The organism is Streptomyces sp. NPDC014995 (assembly GCF_043080745.1).
GTDB lineage: Bacteria > Actinomycetota > Actinomycetes > Streptomycetales > Streptomycetaceae > Streptomyces.
Map to the genome: position 1 here is coordinate 233801 of NZ_JBIBVX010000004.1, position 16577 is coordinate 250377.

The 16577-nt window shown below is 68.8% G+C and carries 13 protein-coding genes; 8 read left to right on the forward strand and 5 right to left on the reverse strand.

The annotated features are described in order from the left end of the window. Window position 1 precedes the first annotated feature (1 nt). The 8 genes from ACF1A1_RS10730 (at window position 2) to ACF1A1_RS10765 (ending at window position 6204) form a co-directional block, all read left to right on the forward strand. The gene (locus tag ACF1A1_RS10730; RefSeq protein ID WP_391998818.1) at window positions 2–1192 is read left to right on the forward strand and encodes a hypothetical protein; all 1191 of its coding nucleotides are present in this window, start codon (window positions 2–4) and stop codon (window positions 1190–1192) included. Between the two features lie 26 nt (window positions 1193–1218). Next, window positions 1219–2316 carry a hypothetical protein gene (locus tag ACF1A1_RS10735; protein ID WP_391998819.1) on the forward strand — a complete coding sequence of 366 codons (1098 nt, stop codon included), beginning with the start codon at window positions 1219–1221 and terminating at the stop codon, window positions 2314–2316. After that, window positions 2313–3446: a hypothetical protein gene (locus ACF1A1_RS10740; RefSeq protein WP_391998820.1), complete on the forward strand. Its 1134-nt coding sequence runs from the start codon at window positions 2313–2315 to the stop codon at window positions 3444–3446. The genes ACF1A1_RS10735 and ACF1A1_RS10740 overlap by 4 nt, the downstream gene beginning before the upstream one ends. Continuing rightward, window positions 3446–4159, forward strand: coding sequence for a hypothetical protein (locus ACF1A1_RS10745; protein WP_391998821.1), 714 nt, complete (start codon window positions 3446–3448; stop codon window positions 4157–4159). Before ACF1A1_RS10740 ends, ACF1A1_RS10745 begins: the two co-directional genes overlap by 1 nt. Before the next feature lie 22 nt (window positions 4160–4181). Next, window positions 4182–4685 carry an ATP-binding protein gene (locus ACF1A1_RS10750; protein WP_391998822.1) on the forward strand — a complete coding sequence of 168 codons (504 nt, stop codon included), beginning with the start codon at window positions 4182–4184 and terminating at the stop codon, window positions 4683–4685. Window positions 4686–4795: 110 nt separating this feature from the next. Next, a complete protein-coding gene (locus tag ACF1A1_RS10755) occupies window positions 4796–5677 on the forward strand; it encodes a peptidoglycan-binding protein (RefSeq protein WP_391998823.1) in 882 nt (293 codons plus the stop codon). A 27-nt stretch (window positions 5678–5704) separates the two neighbouring features. Next, a complete protein-coding gene (locus ACF1A1_RS10760) occupies window positions 5705–5941 on the forward strand; it encodes a hypothetical protein (protein ID WP_391998824.1) in 237 nt (78 codons plus the stop codon). After that, window positions 5938–6204 (forward strand): hypothetical protein, encoded by a 267-nt coding sequence (locus ACF1A1_RS10765; RefSeq protein WP_391998825.1) that lies wholly within the window; start codon window positions 5938–5940, stop codon window positions 6202–6204. Before ACF1A1_RS10760 ends, ACF1A1_RS10765 begins: the two co-directional genes overlap by 4 nt. A 64-nt stretch (window positions 6205–6268) precedes the next feature. Here the strand turns inward: ACF1A1_RS10765 and ACF1A1_RS10770 are convergent, their stop codons facing one another. The 5 genes from ACF1A1_RS10770 to ACF1A1_RS10790 form a co-directional block, all read right to left on the reverse strand. Further along, the gene (locus ACF1A1_RS10770; RefSeq protein WP_391998826.1) at window positions 6269–10168 is read right to left on the reverse strand and encodes a DNA-directed RNA polymerase subunit beta'; all 3900 of its coding nucleotides are present in this window, start codon (window positions 10166–10168) and stop codon (window positions 6269–6271) included. A 97-nt stretch (window positions 10169–10265) separates the two neighbouring features. After that, window positions 10266–13751, reverse strand: a complete 3486-nt coding sequence (gene rpoB, locus ACF1A1_RS10775) for a DNA-directed RNA polymerase subunit beta (RefSeq protein ID WP_391998827.1) — start codon at window positions 13749–13751, stop codon at window positions 10266–10268. 558 nt (window positions 13752–14309) lie between these two features. Continuing rightward, entirely contained in the window at window positions 14310–14696 is a 387-nt protein-coding gene (gene rplL / locus ACF1A1_RS10780; RefSeq protein ID WP_391998828.1) for a 50S ribosomal protein L7/L12, read from the reverse strand. 125 nt (window positions 14697–14821) lie between these two features. Continuing rightward, window positions 14822–15352: a 50S ribosomal protein L10 gene (gene rplJ, locus ACF1A1_RS10785; protein ID WP_365467666.1), complete on the reverse strand. Its 531-nt coding sequence runs from the start codon at window positions 15350–15352 to the stop codon at window positions 14822–14824. 296 nt (window positions 15353–15648) lie between these two features. Further along, the gene (locus ACF1A1_RS10790) at window positions 15649–16500 is read right to left on the reverse strand and encodes a DUF1396 domain-containing protein (protein ID WP_391998829.1); all 852 of its coding nucleotides are present in this window, start codon (window positions 16498–16500) and stop codon (window positions 15649–15651) included. Window positions 16501–16577 lie beyond the last annotated feature (77 nt).

Below are 16577 nucleotides of genomic sequence, written 5' to 3' on the forward strand. Positions count from 1 at the left end.
CATGAACGCACGCTCCGCCTGGCTGTCCCCCGACGGCCAGACCCGGGAGGACACCCGGGTCACCCAGACCGGCGCCGTCACCCCGGTCACCGACGTCAAGGGACGCTCCGGTGTCCTGCCCGGCTCCGACGGCGGCCAGTACCGGGTCACCGGCCTGTGGCTGGCCGGCGCCGCCGGCACCATGTCCGCCACCGTGGGCGTGGGCCGGGCGGTGATCCAGTCGACGATCGCCCGCGGCGCCTACCCGGTCACCGTCACCGAACCGGTCCCGCTCACCTTCGCCGACGGCGACCCGCAGTACGGCCGGATCGACCTGGTCGTCCTGCGGGTCCACGACCACGACCACGACGGCGGCGGACGGTACGAGGCCGCCGTCGAGATCGTCCAGGGCAAGGCGGCGGCCCAGCCCGTCGCGCCCACGGCCCCGGACACCTCGCTGGTGCTGTTCACCGTCGCCGTCCCGGCCGGCCGCAGCGCCGGCAACGGCGGCATCGACTGGGACAACGCCCGCGTCGACCTGCGCCCCACCACCGTCGCCGTCGGCGGCATCCTGCCGACCCGCTCCGACGACACCGCACCCGGCGGCTACCCCGGCCACTACCGGGACGTCAACAACACGCTGGAACGCTGGGACGGTTCGGCCTGGGTGCCGTATCCGAAGGGCGTCGGCGGCATCGCGCCCGCCGGCGCGGTCGCCACCGGCGGCTACACCGGCCAGTACCGCGAGTCCGCCAACGGCATCCTCCAGCGCTGGAACGGCTCGACGTGGCTGCCGGCCGTGACACCGCCGTCGTTCGCCTCGTCCCTGGACGCCGGCTCCACCACGTCGACGACGTACACCTCCGCCCTGGCCGGCACCGCCGTCAGCGCGCTGACCCTCGTCTTCACCGCCCCGGCCACCGGCGCGGTGCTGCTCAGCCTCGGCGCACGCATCCAGGTCGTCAACAGCACCACCACGAACGCGTTCATCGCCCCGCAGGTCACCCAGGGCTCCACCGTGGTCCTGGCCGCCAACGACGAGTACTCCGCCATCTTCGGAGGCGCCGTCAACGGGTCGGTCTCCACCCAGTTCCGGATGTTCGGGCTGACCGCCGGCGCGAGCTACACGGTCACCGCCATGTACCGCTCCAGCAGCTCCACGGTGACCTGCTGGTTCGACACCATCTTCCTGCGGGTGGACCCGGCCGCCTGACCCACCCCTCCCGAAAGGAGCCGACCATGCCCGTACGCTCCGGATGGCTGTCCCCCGACGGCCAGTCCCGCGAGGACACCCGCCTCGTCTCGCTCGGCGCCCTCACCCCGACCTCGCCCGTCGCCACCCGCTCCGGCATCCTGCCGGGCTCCTCCGACGGCCAGTCCCGCATCTCCGGCTTCACGCTGACCGGCACGACCGGCACCATGAGCGCCACGATCAGCCCGGGCCGGGCCGTCGTGCAGAGCACCGACGCACGGGGCGCGTACCCGGTCGCGCTCACGGAGTACCTGCCGCTCACCTTCGCCGACGGAAACGCCCAGTACGACCGCATCGACCTGGTCGTGCTGCGCGTCCACGACGACGCCTACGACGGCTCCGGCCGCTTCGAGGCCGGCGTCGAGATCGTCGAGGGCACGGCCGCCGCCATCCCGGCGGTGCCCGCCGCGCCCGGCCTGTCCCTTCCGCTGCACGAGGTCCGCGTGCCGGCCAACGCGAGCGCCGGCACCAACGGCATCCCCTGGAGCACGGCGCTCACCGGGCGCCGTACGGCCACGGTCGCGGTCGGCGGCATCCTGCCGGTCACGTCCGACACCACCAACGGCGCCTATCCGGGCCAGTACCGCGACATCGGCGGCCAGTTGCAGCGTTGGAGCGGCACCGCCTGGTCCGACTACCCGGTCCTGCCGACCTGGCAGAGCTGGACCCCGGCGTGGACCACCGGCTCCGGCGCCGCCACCCCCGCGTTCGGCAACGCCACGCTCAACTGCCGGTACGTCAGGTTCGGCACCACCGTGCACCTCAACTTCTCGATCACGTTCGGCAGCACCACCACCTACGGCACCAGCCCCACGTCGTCGGACAACTGGCGGTTCTCCCTGCCGGTGGCCGCGTCGGCGGTCCACCCGCAGCTCGGCTTCGCCGAGCTCGGCGCCGCCAACGAGACGCGTGCGGTGGCACGAATGTACTGCGCCACCACGACCACCTTCGAGATGCAGATCTCCACGGGCCGGCCGAACGCCGCCATCCACGCCAACTACGGCTCCGTGGACGCCCTGTCGCCCTGGACCTGGGCGAGCGGCCACACCATCCGAGGCACCGCCACCTACGAGGCCGCGTCATGACGACCACCAGCCCCTACCGGGCGATCTTCTGCGACCTGCTCTCCGACCGCACCATCGACATCCTGCCCCTGCGCGACGTCACCGTCGACGACTACATCGGCAAGGCCGGCTCCCTCTCGGGCACGATTCCCGTGCCCAACGAGGAGATGGCCGCCCGCGTCCGCCGCATCGAGGAGGGCCGCACCTCGGTCTACCTCCAGCGCGGCAACGACCTGTGGTGGGGCGGCATCATCTGGACGTCCACCCTGCAGAGCGACGACCGGGGCGTCCTCACCCTCGGCATCCAGGCGGCCACCTTCGAGTCCTACGCGGGCCGCCGCCGCATCCGGGCCACCACCCCCGTCTACGACCCGCAGTACAAGCTGGAGTACAAGGACAGGTACCAGCTGGACATCGTCCGGAGTCTGTGGACCGACCTGCAGACCGCGCTGCCCGGCGGCGACATCGGCGTCACGTACGGCGACGAGCACTCCGGGGTGAAGCGGACGGTCACCTACCGGGACGGCGACGAGACCGTCTACCTGGAGGCGATCGACGCGCTCGCCGGACTGGAGAACGGCTTCGAGCACCACATCGCCGTCTACCGCGACCCGGCCACCGGCGCGCGCGTGCGCCGGCTGCGGCTGGGCAGCCCGAGGATCGAGATCGGCACGAGCGACCTGGTGCTGGACCGGCCGGGCACGATCCTGTCGTACTCCTTCCCGCGCGACGCCACCCGTGGCGGCACCACCGCCCGCGCCCGCGGCGCCTCCACCAACACCAACCAGGCCGAGGAGTCCCGTCCGCTGGCCTCGCAGGTGGCGGTCGCCACGGCCCTGATCGACGACGCGAAGTACCCGCGCATCGACCTGTCCTCCGACCACAACGAGATCACCGACGGCGCCACCCTGAACGCCCTGGCCGGCGCCGAACTGGCCGCGGGCACCGGCGCGGTGGTGATCCCCGAGATCAGCGTCCGCCTCGACGACCTGGTGCCGCCCGCGCTGCTCGGCCGCACCGCGCGCATCCGGATCACCGACGAGTGGTGGACCGAGGGCCTCGACGCCCGCTACCGGATCATCGGTGTCAAGGTGAGCCCGGCCCAGCGCGGCCGGCCCGACACCGCCGAGCTCTACCTGGAGGAGGCCTGATGCCCCAGCTCCCCGAAGACATCATCGACCGGCTGACCCAGATGGAACGCCGGATCCAGCAACTGTCCACCGCCGTCAACACCCGGCCGGCGCTCAACCAGGTCTCCGGCGGCGGTGTCGAGATCACCGACGGCGGCTACCTGGCCGTACGGCCGCCGGACGGCGGTCCGGCCGTGTTCGCGGTCGGGTCCTGGAGCGGCGCGGAGTACGGCATGGCGATCCGCCGCCAGACCGGTTCCCTCGCGCTGAGCCTGCACAACGGCGACGGCTCCAGCACGTCGCTCCAGCCGCTGCGGATCTTCGACAACGGCGGCCGGGAGATCTTCGCGGACGACGTCAACACCGGGGGCCTGGCCCGGCCCTGGCTGACCATGCTGCCCCCGCAGGACAGCTCGACCGCCCGCTGGCCGCAGACCACGGCGACCGCCTGGACGACCGTCGCGATGTCGTACAACGTCGTCTGGCAGCCGAAGATGCGGCTCATCGTCAGCACCCGGGTCAGCTCCGGCGGCGCCGGCTCCGTCCAGGTGCTCGTCAACGGCGCCGTGTGGGGCACGGCCGTCACCGCCGGCACGGACTTCGACCACACCGGCCTGATCAGCAGCGACTTCGCCTCCGTCTACGGCACGACGATCAAGGTCGAGATCCAGGCCAAGGCCACGTCCGGCACCGTCTACGCCAGCCCCGTGCTCATGCACGGCCGCCAGACCTGACCCCGAGGAAGGCAGCACCACCATGGACATCGACACCAGCCAGCCCTGGGGCATCGCGATCGACTACGCAGGCCGCGCCACCCTCACCGAGGCGGGCCACACGATCCACGTCAACGTCTCCGACACCAGCCTCAGCAGCATCATCGCGCCCGACTCGATCACCGGCGCCTACTCCCCCGTCAACATCACCGCCCAGTTCACCGAGAACGGCGCCGACGGGGCCGTGCTGCGCGGCACCGGCCGCGTCACGGTCATGCCCGTCGGAACGGCCCCGGTGGTCCCCGACCGGACGGCCGTCCAGCGGGCGGTCGCCGGGGCCCTCGCCGACTTCGAGACCAACCGGGCGGCGTACGTCGCACTGTGCGCCGCGTGGGCGACGGACGAGGGCGACGGCGCCCCGGACACCGGCGGCGGCTCGGACCCGGGAACCGGCACCGGCACCGGCACTGGTGAGACCGGCACCGGCACTGAGACCGGCACCGACACCGGTACCGACGCCGAGAGCGGCACCGGCACCGGTATCTGACGCACCGCCCCGCTCCACCCCTCCGACGCACCCCCGTACCCGCGCACCCCGAGCCGCCCTCGCCGGCCGGGGTTTTCTCATGCCCGCGACGCCCCAGGGAGGCACCGCCCATGGCCAACCCCCTCTCCGCCACCGCCCTCGTGTCCGCCCTGCGGGCCGAGGGCGTCACCGTCGTCGAACACGCCGGCTGGCGCACCAACAACCGTAACCACAAGGGAAGTTGGGGCCCGGTCAACGGCGTCATCATCCACCACACCGTCACCACAGGCACCGACTCCACCGTGCGCCTGTGCTTCAACGGCCACTCCGGCCTGCCCGGCCCGCTCTGCCACGGCGTGATCGCCAAGGACGGCACGGTCCACCTCGTCGGCAACGGCCGCGCCAACCACGCCGGCGTCGGCGACCCCGACGTCCTCGCCGCGGTCGCCGCCGAGCGCGCCACCCTGCCCGCCCCCGACCAGCGCACCAAGGACGGCAACACCCACTTCTACGGCTTCGAGTGCGTCAACCTCGGCGACGGCAAGGACCCGTGGCCCGAGGCCCAGCTGGAGGCCATCGTGCGCGCCTCCGCCGCGCTGTGCCGGGCGCACGGCTGGAGCGCCCGCTCCGTCATCGGGCACAAGGAGTGGACCAGCGCCAAGATCGACCCGCGCGGCGTCGCCATGACCGACCTGCGCGCCCGCGTCGCCGCCCGGCTGACCAAGGCACCGGCCACCCCCAGCACCGGTTCCGCCAAGCCCGTCCACCAGCCCTTCCCGGGCGCCGCGTGGTTCAGGACGCAGCCCCGGTCGGCGATCGTCACCGCGATGGGCAGGCGTCTGGTGGCGGTCGGCTGCTCCGCGTACGAGGACGGCCCCGGCCCGCAGTGGACCGAGGCCGATCGCAGGTCGTACGCCAAGTGGCAGCGCAAGCTCGGCTACACCGGCGCCGCCGCCGACGGCTGGCCGGGCGCCAAGTCCTGGGCGGCGCTCAAGGTCCCGTACAGCTCCTGAGAGCTTTTTCCGAGAAACGAGGTCGCCGTGTCAGAGGCCGCCAAGCGAACCCTCCGTACCGTCGTGCAGTCCGCTGTCGGCCTGTGCGTCCTGCTGCCGGCGGTCGTCGACGCCGCCGGCATCCCCGCGACGCTGCCCTGGGTGGCAGGCGCCCTGACCGTGGCGGCCGGGGTCACCCGGGTCATGGCCGTCCCCACCGTCCAGGCCCTGCTGCCCGCGTGGCTGCGCACGGACGCCCCACCGACCGAAGAGAGCAGCGCGTGAACGAATCCCCCTCCCTCTCCGACCCGGCCGTCGTCGCCGTCGAACTGGAGCGGCTGCGCGGCACCGTCGAGGCCGGCTTCGCCCGCGCCGACGGCCAGCTCGCGCTGCTGGTGCAGCGCAGCGACCAGACCGACAAGCAGCTCGCCGACCACGAGCAGCGCCTCGACGCCCTGGAACGCTCCCGCTGGCCGATCGCCAGCATCGGCGCCCTGGCCGCGATGGCGACGGGGGCCGTCGCCCTCTGGGAGCTGACCGGCCGCTGAACACGCCGAAGGGCGGTCACCCCGTACCTGCGTATGGGGTGACCGCCCTTCGACTCATGCCCGCTTACTGGTTGTACGGACCGTAGTCGTAGTCCTCCAGCGGAACGGCCTGGCCGGAGCCCGTGCCGAACGGCGAGTAGTCGATGTCGTCGTAGCCGACGGCCGAGTACATCGCGGCCTTCGCCTCCTCGGTCGGCTCGACCCGGATGTTGCGGTAACGGGACAGACCCGTACCGGCCGGGATGAGCTTACCGATGATGACGTTCTCCTTGAGGCCGATCAGGGAGTCGGACTTGGCGTTGATCGCCGCGTCCGTGAGGACCCTGGTCGTCTCCTGGAAGGACGCCGCCGACAGCCAGGACTCCGTGGCCAGCGAGGCCTTGGTGATGCCCATGAGCTGCGGACGACCGGAGGCCGGGTGACCGCCCTCCTGGACCACACGACGGTTCTCCTGCTCGAACTTCGAGCGCTCGACCAGCTCGCCGGGCAGCAGCTCGGCGTCGCCGGACTCGATGATCGTCACACGGCGCAGCATCTGCCGGATGATGATCTCGATGTGCTTGTCGTGGATCGACACACCCTGCGAGTTGTAGACCTTCTGGACCTCGCCGACCAGGTGGACCTGGACGGCACGCTGGCCCAGGATGCGCAGCACGTCGTGCGGGTTGGTGGCACCCACGGTGAGCTTCTGGCCCACCTCGACGTGCTCGCCCTCGCTGACCAGGAGCCGGGCACGCTTCGAGATCGGGTAGGCCGTCTCGTCGCTGCCGTCGTCCGGCGTGATGACGATCTTCTTGGTCTTCTCGGTCTCCTCGATCCGCACGCGGCCGGAGGCCTCGGAGATCGGGGCGACACCCTTCGGGGTACGGGCCTCGAAGAGCTCGACGACACGCGGCAGACCCTGGGTGATGTCGTCACCGGCCACACCACCGGTGTGGAAGGTACGCATCGTCAGCTGGGTACCGGGCTCACCGATGGACTGGGCGGCGATGATGCCGACCGCCTCACCGATGTCGACCAGCTTGCCGGTGGCCAGCGAGCGGCCGTAGCACATGGCGCAGGTGCCGACGGCGGACTCGCAGGTCAGGACCGAACGGGTCTTGACCGTCTCGACGCCGTGCTTGACCAGCTCGTCGATGAGCACGTCGCCGAGGTCGGTACCGGCCGGGGCCAGCACCTTGCCGTCGACCACGATGTCCTCGGCGAGGCAGCGCGCGTACACGGACGTCTCGACGTTGCCCGTCTTGCGCAGGACACCGTCGTCGCCGCGCTCGGCGATGGCCAGCTTGAGACCGCGCTCGGTGCCGCAGTCCTCCTCGCGGATGATGACGTCCTGGGAGACGTCGACCAGACGACGGGTGAGGTAACCCGAGTCGGCGGTCCGCAGAGCGGTGTCCGCCAGACCCTTACGGGCACCGTGCGTGGAGATGAAGTACTCCAGCACGGACAGGCCCTCACGGAACGACGCCTTGATCGGACGCGGGATCGTCTCGTTCTTCGCGTTCGACACCAGACCACGCATACCGGCGATCTGACGCATCTGCATCATGTTGCCTCGTGCACCCGAGTTCACCATCATGAAGATCGGGTTGGTCTTCGGGAAGTTGTCGTTCATCGCCTCGGCGACCTCGTTGGTCGCCTTGGTCCAGATCGCGATGAGCTCCTGCGTGCGCTCGTCCTTGGTGATCAGACCGCGCTCGTACTGCTTCTGGACCTTCTCGTCCTGCGCCTCGTACCCGCGGACGATCTCCTTCTTCGCCTCGGGAACGACGACGTCGGAGATGGCGACGGTGACGCCGGAACGGGTGGCCCAGTAGAAGCCGGACGCCTTCAGGTTGTCGAGCGTCGCCGCCACGATGACCTTCGGGTAGCGCTCGGCGAGGTCGTTGACGATCTCGGAGAGCTGCTTCTTGCCGACCTCGTAGTCGACGAACGGGTAGTCCTCGGGCAGCAGCTCGTTGAAGAGCGCACGGCCCAGCGTGGTCCTCAGACGGAAGCTGTCACCCTGCTGCCACTCCGGCTCGCCCTCCTCCTGCGCCGGCGGGGTCCAGCCGCGCGGCGGGATGGTGCCGACCGGGAAGCGGATGTCGATCCTCGACTGGAGCGAGAGCTCGCCCGCGTCGAAGGCCATGATCGCCTCGGCGACGGAGGAGAAGGAGCGCTCCTCACCCTTGACGTCCCGCATCTCACCGTCGGTGGTGAGGAAGAACAGACCGAGGACCATGTCCTGGGTCGGCATCGTCACCGGACGGCCGTCGGCGGGCTTGAGGATGTTGTTCGAGGACAGCATCAGGATGCGGGCCTCGGCCTGCGCCTCCGCGGACAGCGGCAGGTGCACGGCCATCTGGTCACCGTCGAAGTCCGCGTTGAACGCGGTGCAGACGAGCGGGTGGATCTGGATGGCCTTGCCCTCGACCAGCTGCGGCTCGAAGGCCTGGATGCCGAGGCGGTGCAGGGTGGGCGCACGGTTCAGCAACACCGGGTGCTCGGCGATGACCTCTTCGAGGACGTCGTACACCACGGTGCGGCCGCGCTCGACCATGCGCTTGGCGCTCTTGATGTTCTGCGCGTGGTTCAGGTCGACCAGGCGCTTCATCACGAACGGCTTGAACAGCTCCAGCGCCATCGCCTTCGGCAGACCGCACTGGTGCAGCTTCAGCTGCGGACCGACGACGATCACGGAACGCGCGGAGTAGTCCACACGCTTGCCGAGCAGGTTCTGACGGAAACGACCCTGCTTGCCCTTCAGCATGTCGCTGAGGGACTTCAGCGGGCGGTTGCCCGGACCGGTGACCGGACGGCCACGACGACCGTTGTCGAACAGCGCGTCGACGGCCTCCTGGAGCATGCGCTTCTCGTTGTTCACGATGATCTCGGGCGCACCGAGGTCGAGAAGGCGCTTCAGGCGGTTGTTCCGGTTGATGACACGGCGGTACAGGTCGTTCAGGTCGGAGGTCGCGAAGCGGCCACCGTCCAGCTGCACCATCGGACGCAGGTCCGGCGGGATGACCGGCACGCAGTCGAGCACCATGCCCTTGGGGCTGTTGCTGGTCTGCAGGAACGCGGAGACGACCTTCAGGCGCTTGAGCGCACGGGTCTTCTTCTGGCCCTTGCCGGTACGGATGATCTCGCGGAGCTTCTCGGCCTCCTCGTCGAGGTCGAAGGACTCCAGGCGCTTCTGCAGCGCCGCGGCACCCATCGAACCGTCGAAGTACGTGCCGAAGCGGTCACGCAGCTCGCGGTAGAGGAGCTCGTCGCCCTCGAGGTCCTGGACCTTGAGGTTCTTGAACCGGGTCCACACCTCGTCGAGACGGTCGATCTCGCGCTGCGCACGGTCGCGCAGCTGCTTCATCTCGCGCTCGGCACCTTCGCGCACCTTGCGGCGCACGTCGGCCTTGGCGCCCTCGGCCTCCAGCTCGGCCAGGTCGGTCTCGAGCTTCTTGGCGCGGGCCTCCAGGTCGGCGTCCCGGCGGTTCTCGATCTGCTGCCGCTCGACGGAGACGTGCGCCTCCAGGGAGGGCAGGTCACGCGTACGGCGCTCCTCGTCGACGTACGTGATCATGTACGCCGCGAAGTAGATGACTTTCTCGAGGTCCTTGGGAGCCAGGTCGAGCAGATAGCCCAGCCGGCTCGGGACGCCCTTGAAGTACCAGATGTGCGTGACGGGAGCGGCCAGCTCAATGTGGCCCATCCGCTCACGGCGCACCTTGGCGCGGGTCACCTCGACGCCGCAGCGCTCACAGATGATGCCCTTGAAGCGGACACGCTTGTACTTGCCGCAGTAGCACTCCCAGTCCCGGGTCGGACCGAAGATCTTCTCGCAGAAGAGTCCGTCCTTTTCGGGCTTGAGCGTGCGGTAGTTGATGGTCTCGGGCTTCTTGACCTCGCCGTGGCTCCACTGACGGATGTCGTCAGCGGTGGCCAGACCGATCCGGAGCTCGTCGAAGAAGTTGACGTCGAGCACTATGCGTCAATCCCTCTCAGGGTTGTAAGTCTTGGGGTCTGAAACGGGGGTCCCGGGGCCGGCGGACCTTGGTGGTTCAAGGTCCGCCGGACTCCCGTCAGACCTCTTCGACGCTGCTCGGCTCGCGCCGGGACAGGTCGATGCCGAGCTCCTCCGCAGCGCGGAAGACGTCCTCGTCGGTGTCACGCATCTCGATGGACATACCGTCGCTGGACAGCACCTCCACGTTCAGGCAAAGGGACTGCATCTCCTTGATGAGCACCTTGAAGGACTCGGGGATGCCGGGTTCGGGGATGTTCTCGCCCTTGACGATGGCCTCGTAGACCTTCACGCGGCCGGTGACGTCGTCGGACTTGATGGTCAGCAGCTCCTGGAGGGCGTACGCGGCGCCGTAGGCCTCGAGGGCCCACACCTCCATCTCACCGAACCGCTGGCCACCGAACTGGGCCTTACCACCCAGCGGCTGCTGGGTGATCATCGAGTACGGGCCGGTCGAACGGGCGTGCAGCTTGTCGTCGACCAGGTGGTGCAGCTTCAGGATGTACATGTAGCCGACCGAGATCGGGTCCGGGAACGGCTCACCGCTACGGCCGTCGAACAGCCGCGCCTTGCCGGACGGGAGCACCATGCGCTCGCCGTCGCGGTTCGGGATGGTGTGCTGCAGCAGACCCGCCAGCTCGTCCTCACGCGCACCGTCGAACACCGGGGTGGCGACGTTGGTGCCCGGGGCGACGGAGTCGGCGCCGATCGCCTGGAGGCGCTGCGCCCACTCGTCGGCGAGACCGGAGACGTCCCAGCCGCGGCTGGCGAGCCAGCCGAGGTGGATCTCCAGCACCTGTCCCGGGTTCATTCGGGACGGCACACCGAGCGGGTTGAGGATGATGTCGACCGGGGTCCCGTCCTCGAGGAACGGCATGTCCTCGATGGGCAGGATCTTGGAGATGACACCCTTGTTGCCGTGCCGGCCGGCGAGCTTGTCACCGTCGGTGATCTTGCGCTTCTGCGCGACGTAGACGCGCACCAGCTGGTTCACACCGGGGGGAAGCTCGTCGCCCTCCTCGCGGTCGAAGACACGCACGCCGATGACCTTGCCGGTCTCGCCGTGCGGCACCTTCAGCGAGGTGTCACGGACCTCACGGGCCTTCTCACCGAAGATCGCGCGCAGCAGGCGCTCCTCCGGCGTCAGCTCGGTCTCGCCCTTGGGCGTGACCTTGCCGACGAGGATGTCACCGGCGATGACCTCGGCGCCGATGCGGATGATGCCGCGCTCGTCGAGGTCGGCGAGGACCTCCTCGGAGACGTTCGGGATGTCCCGGGTGATCTCCTCGGGGCCGAGCTTGGTGTCACGGGCGTCGACCTCGTGCTCCTCGATGTGGATCGAGGAGAGGACGTCGTCCTGCACGAGGCGCTGCGACAGGATGATCGCGTCCTCGTAGTTGTGACCCTCCCACGGCATGAACGCCACGAGCAGGTTCTTGCCCAGCGCCATCTCGCCGTTCTGGGTGGCCGGACCGTCGGCGAGGACCTGGCCCTCGATGATCCGGTCGCCCTCGTTGACGATGACCTTCTGGTTGACCGAGGTGCCCTGGTTGGAGCGGGCGAACTTGGCCAGCCGGTAGGTGATGTAGGTGCCGTCGTCGTTGGCGGTGGTGATGTAGTCCGCGGAGACCTCCTGGACCACACCCGCCTTCTCGGCCTTGACCACGTCGCCGGCGTCGACGGCGGAGCGGTACTCCATGCCGGTGCCGACGAGCGGGGACTCGGACTTAATCAGCGGCACGGCCTGACGCATCATGTTCGCGCCCATGAGGGCACGGTTGGCGTCGTCGTGCTCGAGGAACGGGATCATGGCGGTCGCGACCGACACCATCTGGCGCGGCGAGACGTCCATGTAGTCGACGTCCTCGGGGCTGACGTAGTCGACCTCACCGCCACGACGGCGGACCAGGACGCGAGCCTCGGAGAAGCGCAGCTCGTCATTGAGCGTGGCGTTGGCCTGCGCGATGACGAAGCGGTCCTCCTCGTCGGCGGTCAGGTAGTCCACCTCGTCGGTGACCTGGCCGTCGACGACCTTGCGGTACGGGGTCTCGACGAAACCGAACGCGTTGACGCGACCGTAGGAGGCGAGCGAGCCGATCAGACCGATGTTCGGGCCTTCGGGGGTCTCGATCGGGCACATACGGCCGTAGTGCGACGGGTGCACGTCACGGACCTCGAAGCCGGCCCGCTCACGGGACAGACCACCCGGGCCGAGCGCGGACAGACGACGCTTGTGCGTCAGCCCGGACAGCGGGTTGTTCTGGTCCATGAACTGCGACAGCTGGCTGGTGCCGAAGAACTCCTTGATGGAGGCGACGACCGGCCGGATGTTGATCAGGGTCTGCGGCGTGATCGCCTCGACGTCCTGAGTCGTCATGCGCTCACGGACGACGCGCTCCATACGCGCCAGGCCCGTACGGACCTGGTTCTGGATGAGCTCGCCGACGCTGCGCAGACGACGGTTGCCGAAGTGGTCGATGTCGTCGGTCTCGACGACGATCGTGCCGCCGTTGTCCCCGGCGGTCTCGGTCTCGCCGGCGTGCAGCTTCACCAGGTACTTGATCGTCGAGATGATGTCCTCGACGGTCAGGATGCCCGCGTCCAGCGGAGCGTCCGCACCCAGCTTCTTGTTGACCTTGTAACGGCCGACCTTCGCGAGGTCGTAACGCTTGGGGTTGAAGTACAGGTTCTCAAGGAGCGTCTGCGCGGCCTCACGCGTGGGGGGCTCGCCCGGACGCAGCTTGCGGTAGATGTCGAGCAGCGCGTCGTCCTGGCCCTGGGTGTGGTCCTTCTCCAGGGTGGCGCGCATGGACTCGTACTCGCCGAACTCCTCGAGGATCTGCTCGGTCGTCCAGCCGAGCGCCTTCAGGAGGACGGTCACCGACTGCTTGCGCTTGCGGTCGATACGGACGCCGACCATGTCGCGCTTGTCGATCTCCATCTCCAGCCAGGCACCCCGGGACGGGATGATCTTGGCGGAGAAGATGTCCTTGTCGGACGTCTTGTCGATGGTGGAGTCGAAGTAGACGCCCGGCGAACGGACCAGCTGCGACACGACGACACGCTCGGTGCCGTTGATGACGAAGGTGCCCTTGTTGGTCATGAGCGGGAAGTCGCCCATGAAGACCGTCTGGGACTTGATCTCGCCGGTCTCGTTGTTGGTGAACTCGGCCGTCACGAAGAGCGGAGCCGCGTACGTGAAGTCGCGCTCCTTGCACTCGTCGATGCTGTTCTTCGGCGGCTCGAAACGGTGGTCGCGGAAGGTCAGCGACATCGACCCGGAGAAGTCCTCGATCGGGGAGATCTCCTCGAAGATCTCCTCGAGGCCGGACTTGGTGGGGACGTCCTGACCGTTCTCCAGAGCCTCCTCGACGCGAGCCTTCCACGCGTCGTTGCCGAGCAGCCAGTCGAAGCTCTCGGTTTGCAGCGCGAGAAGGTTCGGAACCTCGAGGGGCTCCTTGATCTTTGCAAAGGAGATGCGCAGCGGGGCGGTGCTGGCAGCGTTGTTCGTATTCGCGGTCGAGGCGTTGCGCGAGGCGGCCAAGAGGGGGTCCTTCCGAGGGCTCGGACTCACTACGCGCGTACCGGCCCCTCTCCCCACACAGAGACAGAGATCCCAGGTCAGAGATGATCTGTACGTCGGTGTTGGGGTGAGGGCATGCCCCTGGTGACGGGCAGGGGACAGCTAACAGGCAGCGCAAAGGGTCAGTGTAGCCATTTGGCACACTGATGTCCAGTGCGGGTTTTTCGAGACCCTCGTTGCTCTCACACGCCCTCGGTCTGCTTGCCCTCAACGCACGTTGATACTGCCCTCTTCGTCGTCGATCCATGCCTCGGATTCGGATCCTTGTGACGACGCGTCCTGAGAATTGCGCGCTGCGTGCGGTTCGTCAAGGCCCCCATGCCCGAAGCGGGGTTCCCGGAGACACGACGAAGATCACCATACCCCCCGTGTACACGGGTGCAAGGCAACCGTGGCCGCGCCCCCGGGAACGCCGAAGAGCGACCACCCGGATGGATGATCGCTCTTCGGTGCGTGAGCGTTACAGCCCCACAGGAGCCGTTTCAGCCTTCGCTACGGTCGCGGTGCGACCGTGAGAGGTTACTTGACCTCGACGGAGGCGCCGGCGCCCTTGAGGGCCTCGGCGGCCTTCTCCGCGGCGTCCTTGGCGACCTTCTCGAGGACGGGCTTCGGGGCGCCGTCCACGAGGTCCTTGGCCTCCTTCAGACCCAGGGAGGTGAGCTCGCGCACGACCTTGATGACCTGGATCTTCTTGTCGCCGGCGCCGGTGAGGACGACGTCGAACTCGTCCTTCTCCTCCTCGGCGGCGGCGGCCGGGGCGCCCGGGGCACCGGCGGCGGCAACGGCGACCGGGGCGGCGGCGGTGACGTCGAACTTCTCCTCGAACGCCTTCACGAACTCGGAGAGCTCGATGAGGGTCATCTCCTCGAACTGCGCGAGCAGGTCTTCCTGGCTGAGCTTCGCCATGACGGGCGATCCTTCCACTAATTCGGCTGGTGCCGGATGTACATGTCTGGCGGGCGTACGTTCGGCCCGCTGTGACCGCTGCTCGAGACGGGCTGCCTCAGGCGGCGGTCAATGCGCGAGCCGAATTACTCGGCACCGCCCTGCTCGTCCTGCTTGGCACGGAGCGCGTCCACGGTGCGGACGAGCTTCGACGGCAGCGCCTGGAAGACAGCGGCAGCCTGGGACTGCTTGCCCTTCAGAGCACCGGCCAGCTTGGAGAGCAGAACCTCGCGGGACTCGAGGTCCGCAAGCTTCTTGATGTCGTCCGCGGACAGCGCCTTGCCGTCAAGGACACCGCCCTTGATGACGAGGTTGGGGTTGTCCTTGGCGAAGTCACGAAGACCCTTCGCCGACTCCACCGGGTCACCGGTGACGAAGGCAACCGCCGTCGGACCGTTGAACAGGTCGTCGAGCGTCGAGATCCCGGCCTCGTTGGCCGCAATCTTGGTCAGCGTGTTCTTCACCACGGCGTACTGGGCGTTCTCACCGAGCGAACGGCGCAGCGTCTTCAGCTGCGCCACGGTGAGACCCCGGTACTCGGTCAGCACGGCGGCATTCGAGCTGCGGAACTGCTCCGCGAGCTCGGCCACCGCGGCAGCCTTGTCGGGCCTTGCCATGAGCGTCGGCCTCCTTCCGGGTGATGACGACCGCTCGGAAGGGGCTGGGACAAACGAAACGCCCCGGCGCAGGCGCACGGGGCGTAGCTCGACCGATCGAATTCCGTGGGGCGGAGTCCGTCCGGGAGCACTTCCACTGTCACCTGCGCGGGTCGTCCGCATTTCAGCGAATCCTTCGGCCACCGCACCCTCTCCCGAGCGCACGGCAACGACCAGCGGTCTTTGGCTTCTGTAGGAGCGTACGTGAACGGGTCGCTGTCAGGCAAATCCGGTCGCACGGGGCTCCGGGCGGCGGCTCAGCCGCTCTGGGCTTCCTTCATCATCTCGGCGAGGTCCATCGTGTCCTCGGCGGGCGGGGCCGTCACGGTCACCGGCTTGTTGTGGTCGAGGAAGGTGATGGTCATGTCGAGCGGGCCCTTGGTGGCGTCGCCCCGCATCCGGAACTGCTTGGTGTGGTCGTCGCCGTCGACCCACATGTCCATGGTGAGCTCGTCGACGCCCAGCTCCTCGTACTGCCGGAGGCTCTTCTCGCGGGCCGCGCGGGTTTCCTTGTCCTCGTCCTTCAGGGAGGCCCTGACGTCGTCGAGCGTGACGACGCCGGAGTAGCGGGTGGTCTCCACTCCCTCGACGGTCTCGGTGCCGACCTTCTTCACGTCCTCGGCGCCGGTGAGGAAGGTGGAGTCGGTGGCCGGATTCCGGTCGGCCTGGGCGGCGCCGGACGCCTGGCCGAGGCCCTCCTCGCCCATCGCGGACAGGTCGAACTTGATCCAGCTCTTTCCGTCCGTCTCCTTGGCCATCTCGGCGCCCCCGCCGATGTACATGGCCTTGTCGACGAGCCGGATCTCGATGTTGCCGTCCGCGCCCCGGTCGAGCGCCGTCATCTTCATGCTCATGGCGACGGTGGGCTTCATGCGCATCGAGGCCTCGGCCTCGACCCGGCCCTCCTCCGGCACCCTGCCGGTCATGCGGTACCGGAGGGACGTGATGTCCTCCGTGTTCTTCGCCGCCTCGGCGACGGCCGCCGCCGGCGTCATGCTCGGCGACTCCTCCCCCTTGGCGCAGCCCACCGCACCGCCGGCGAGAAGCAGCGCCGCGAGGCCGGCGGTCGTGGCTCTACGGCGCACGGAAGCACGTACGGACGTCATCATCGATTCCCCCCAAGGAACACACAGTCGATTCACAGCGAGGCAGTGAGCGTAACCCGGGGTGCGCGAACGGGGCGGCG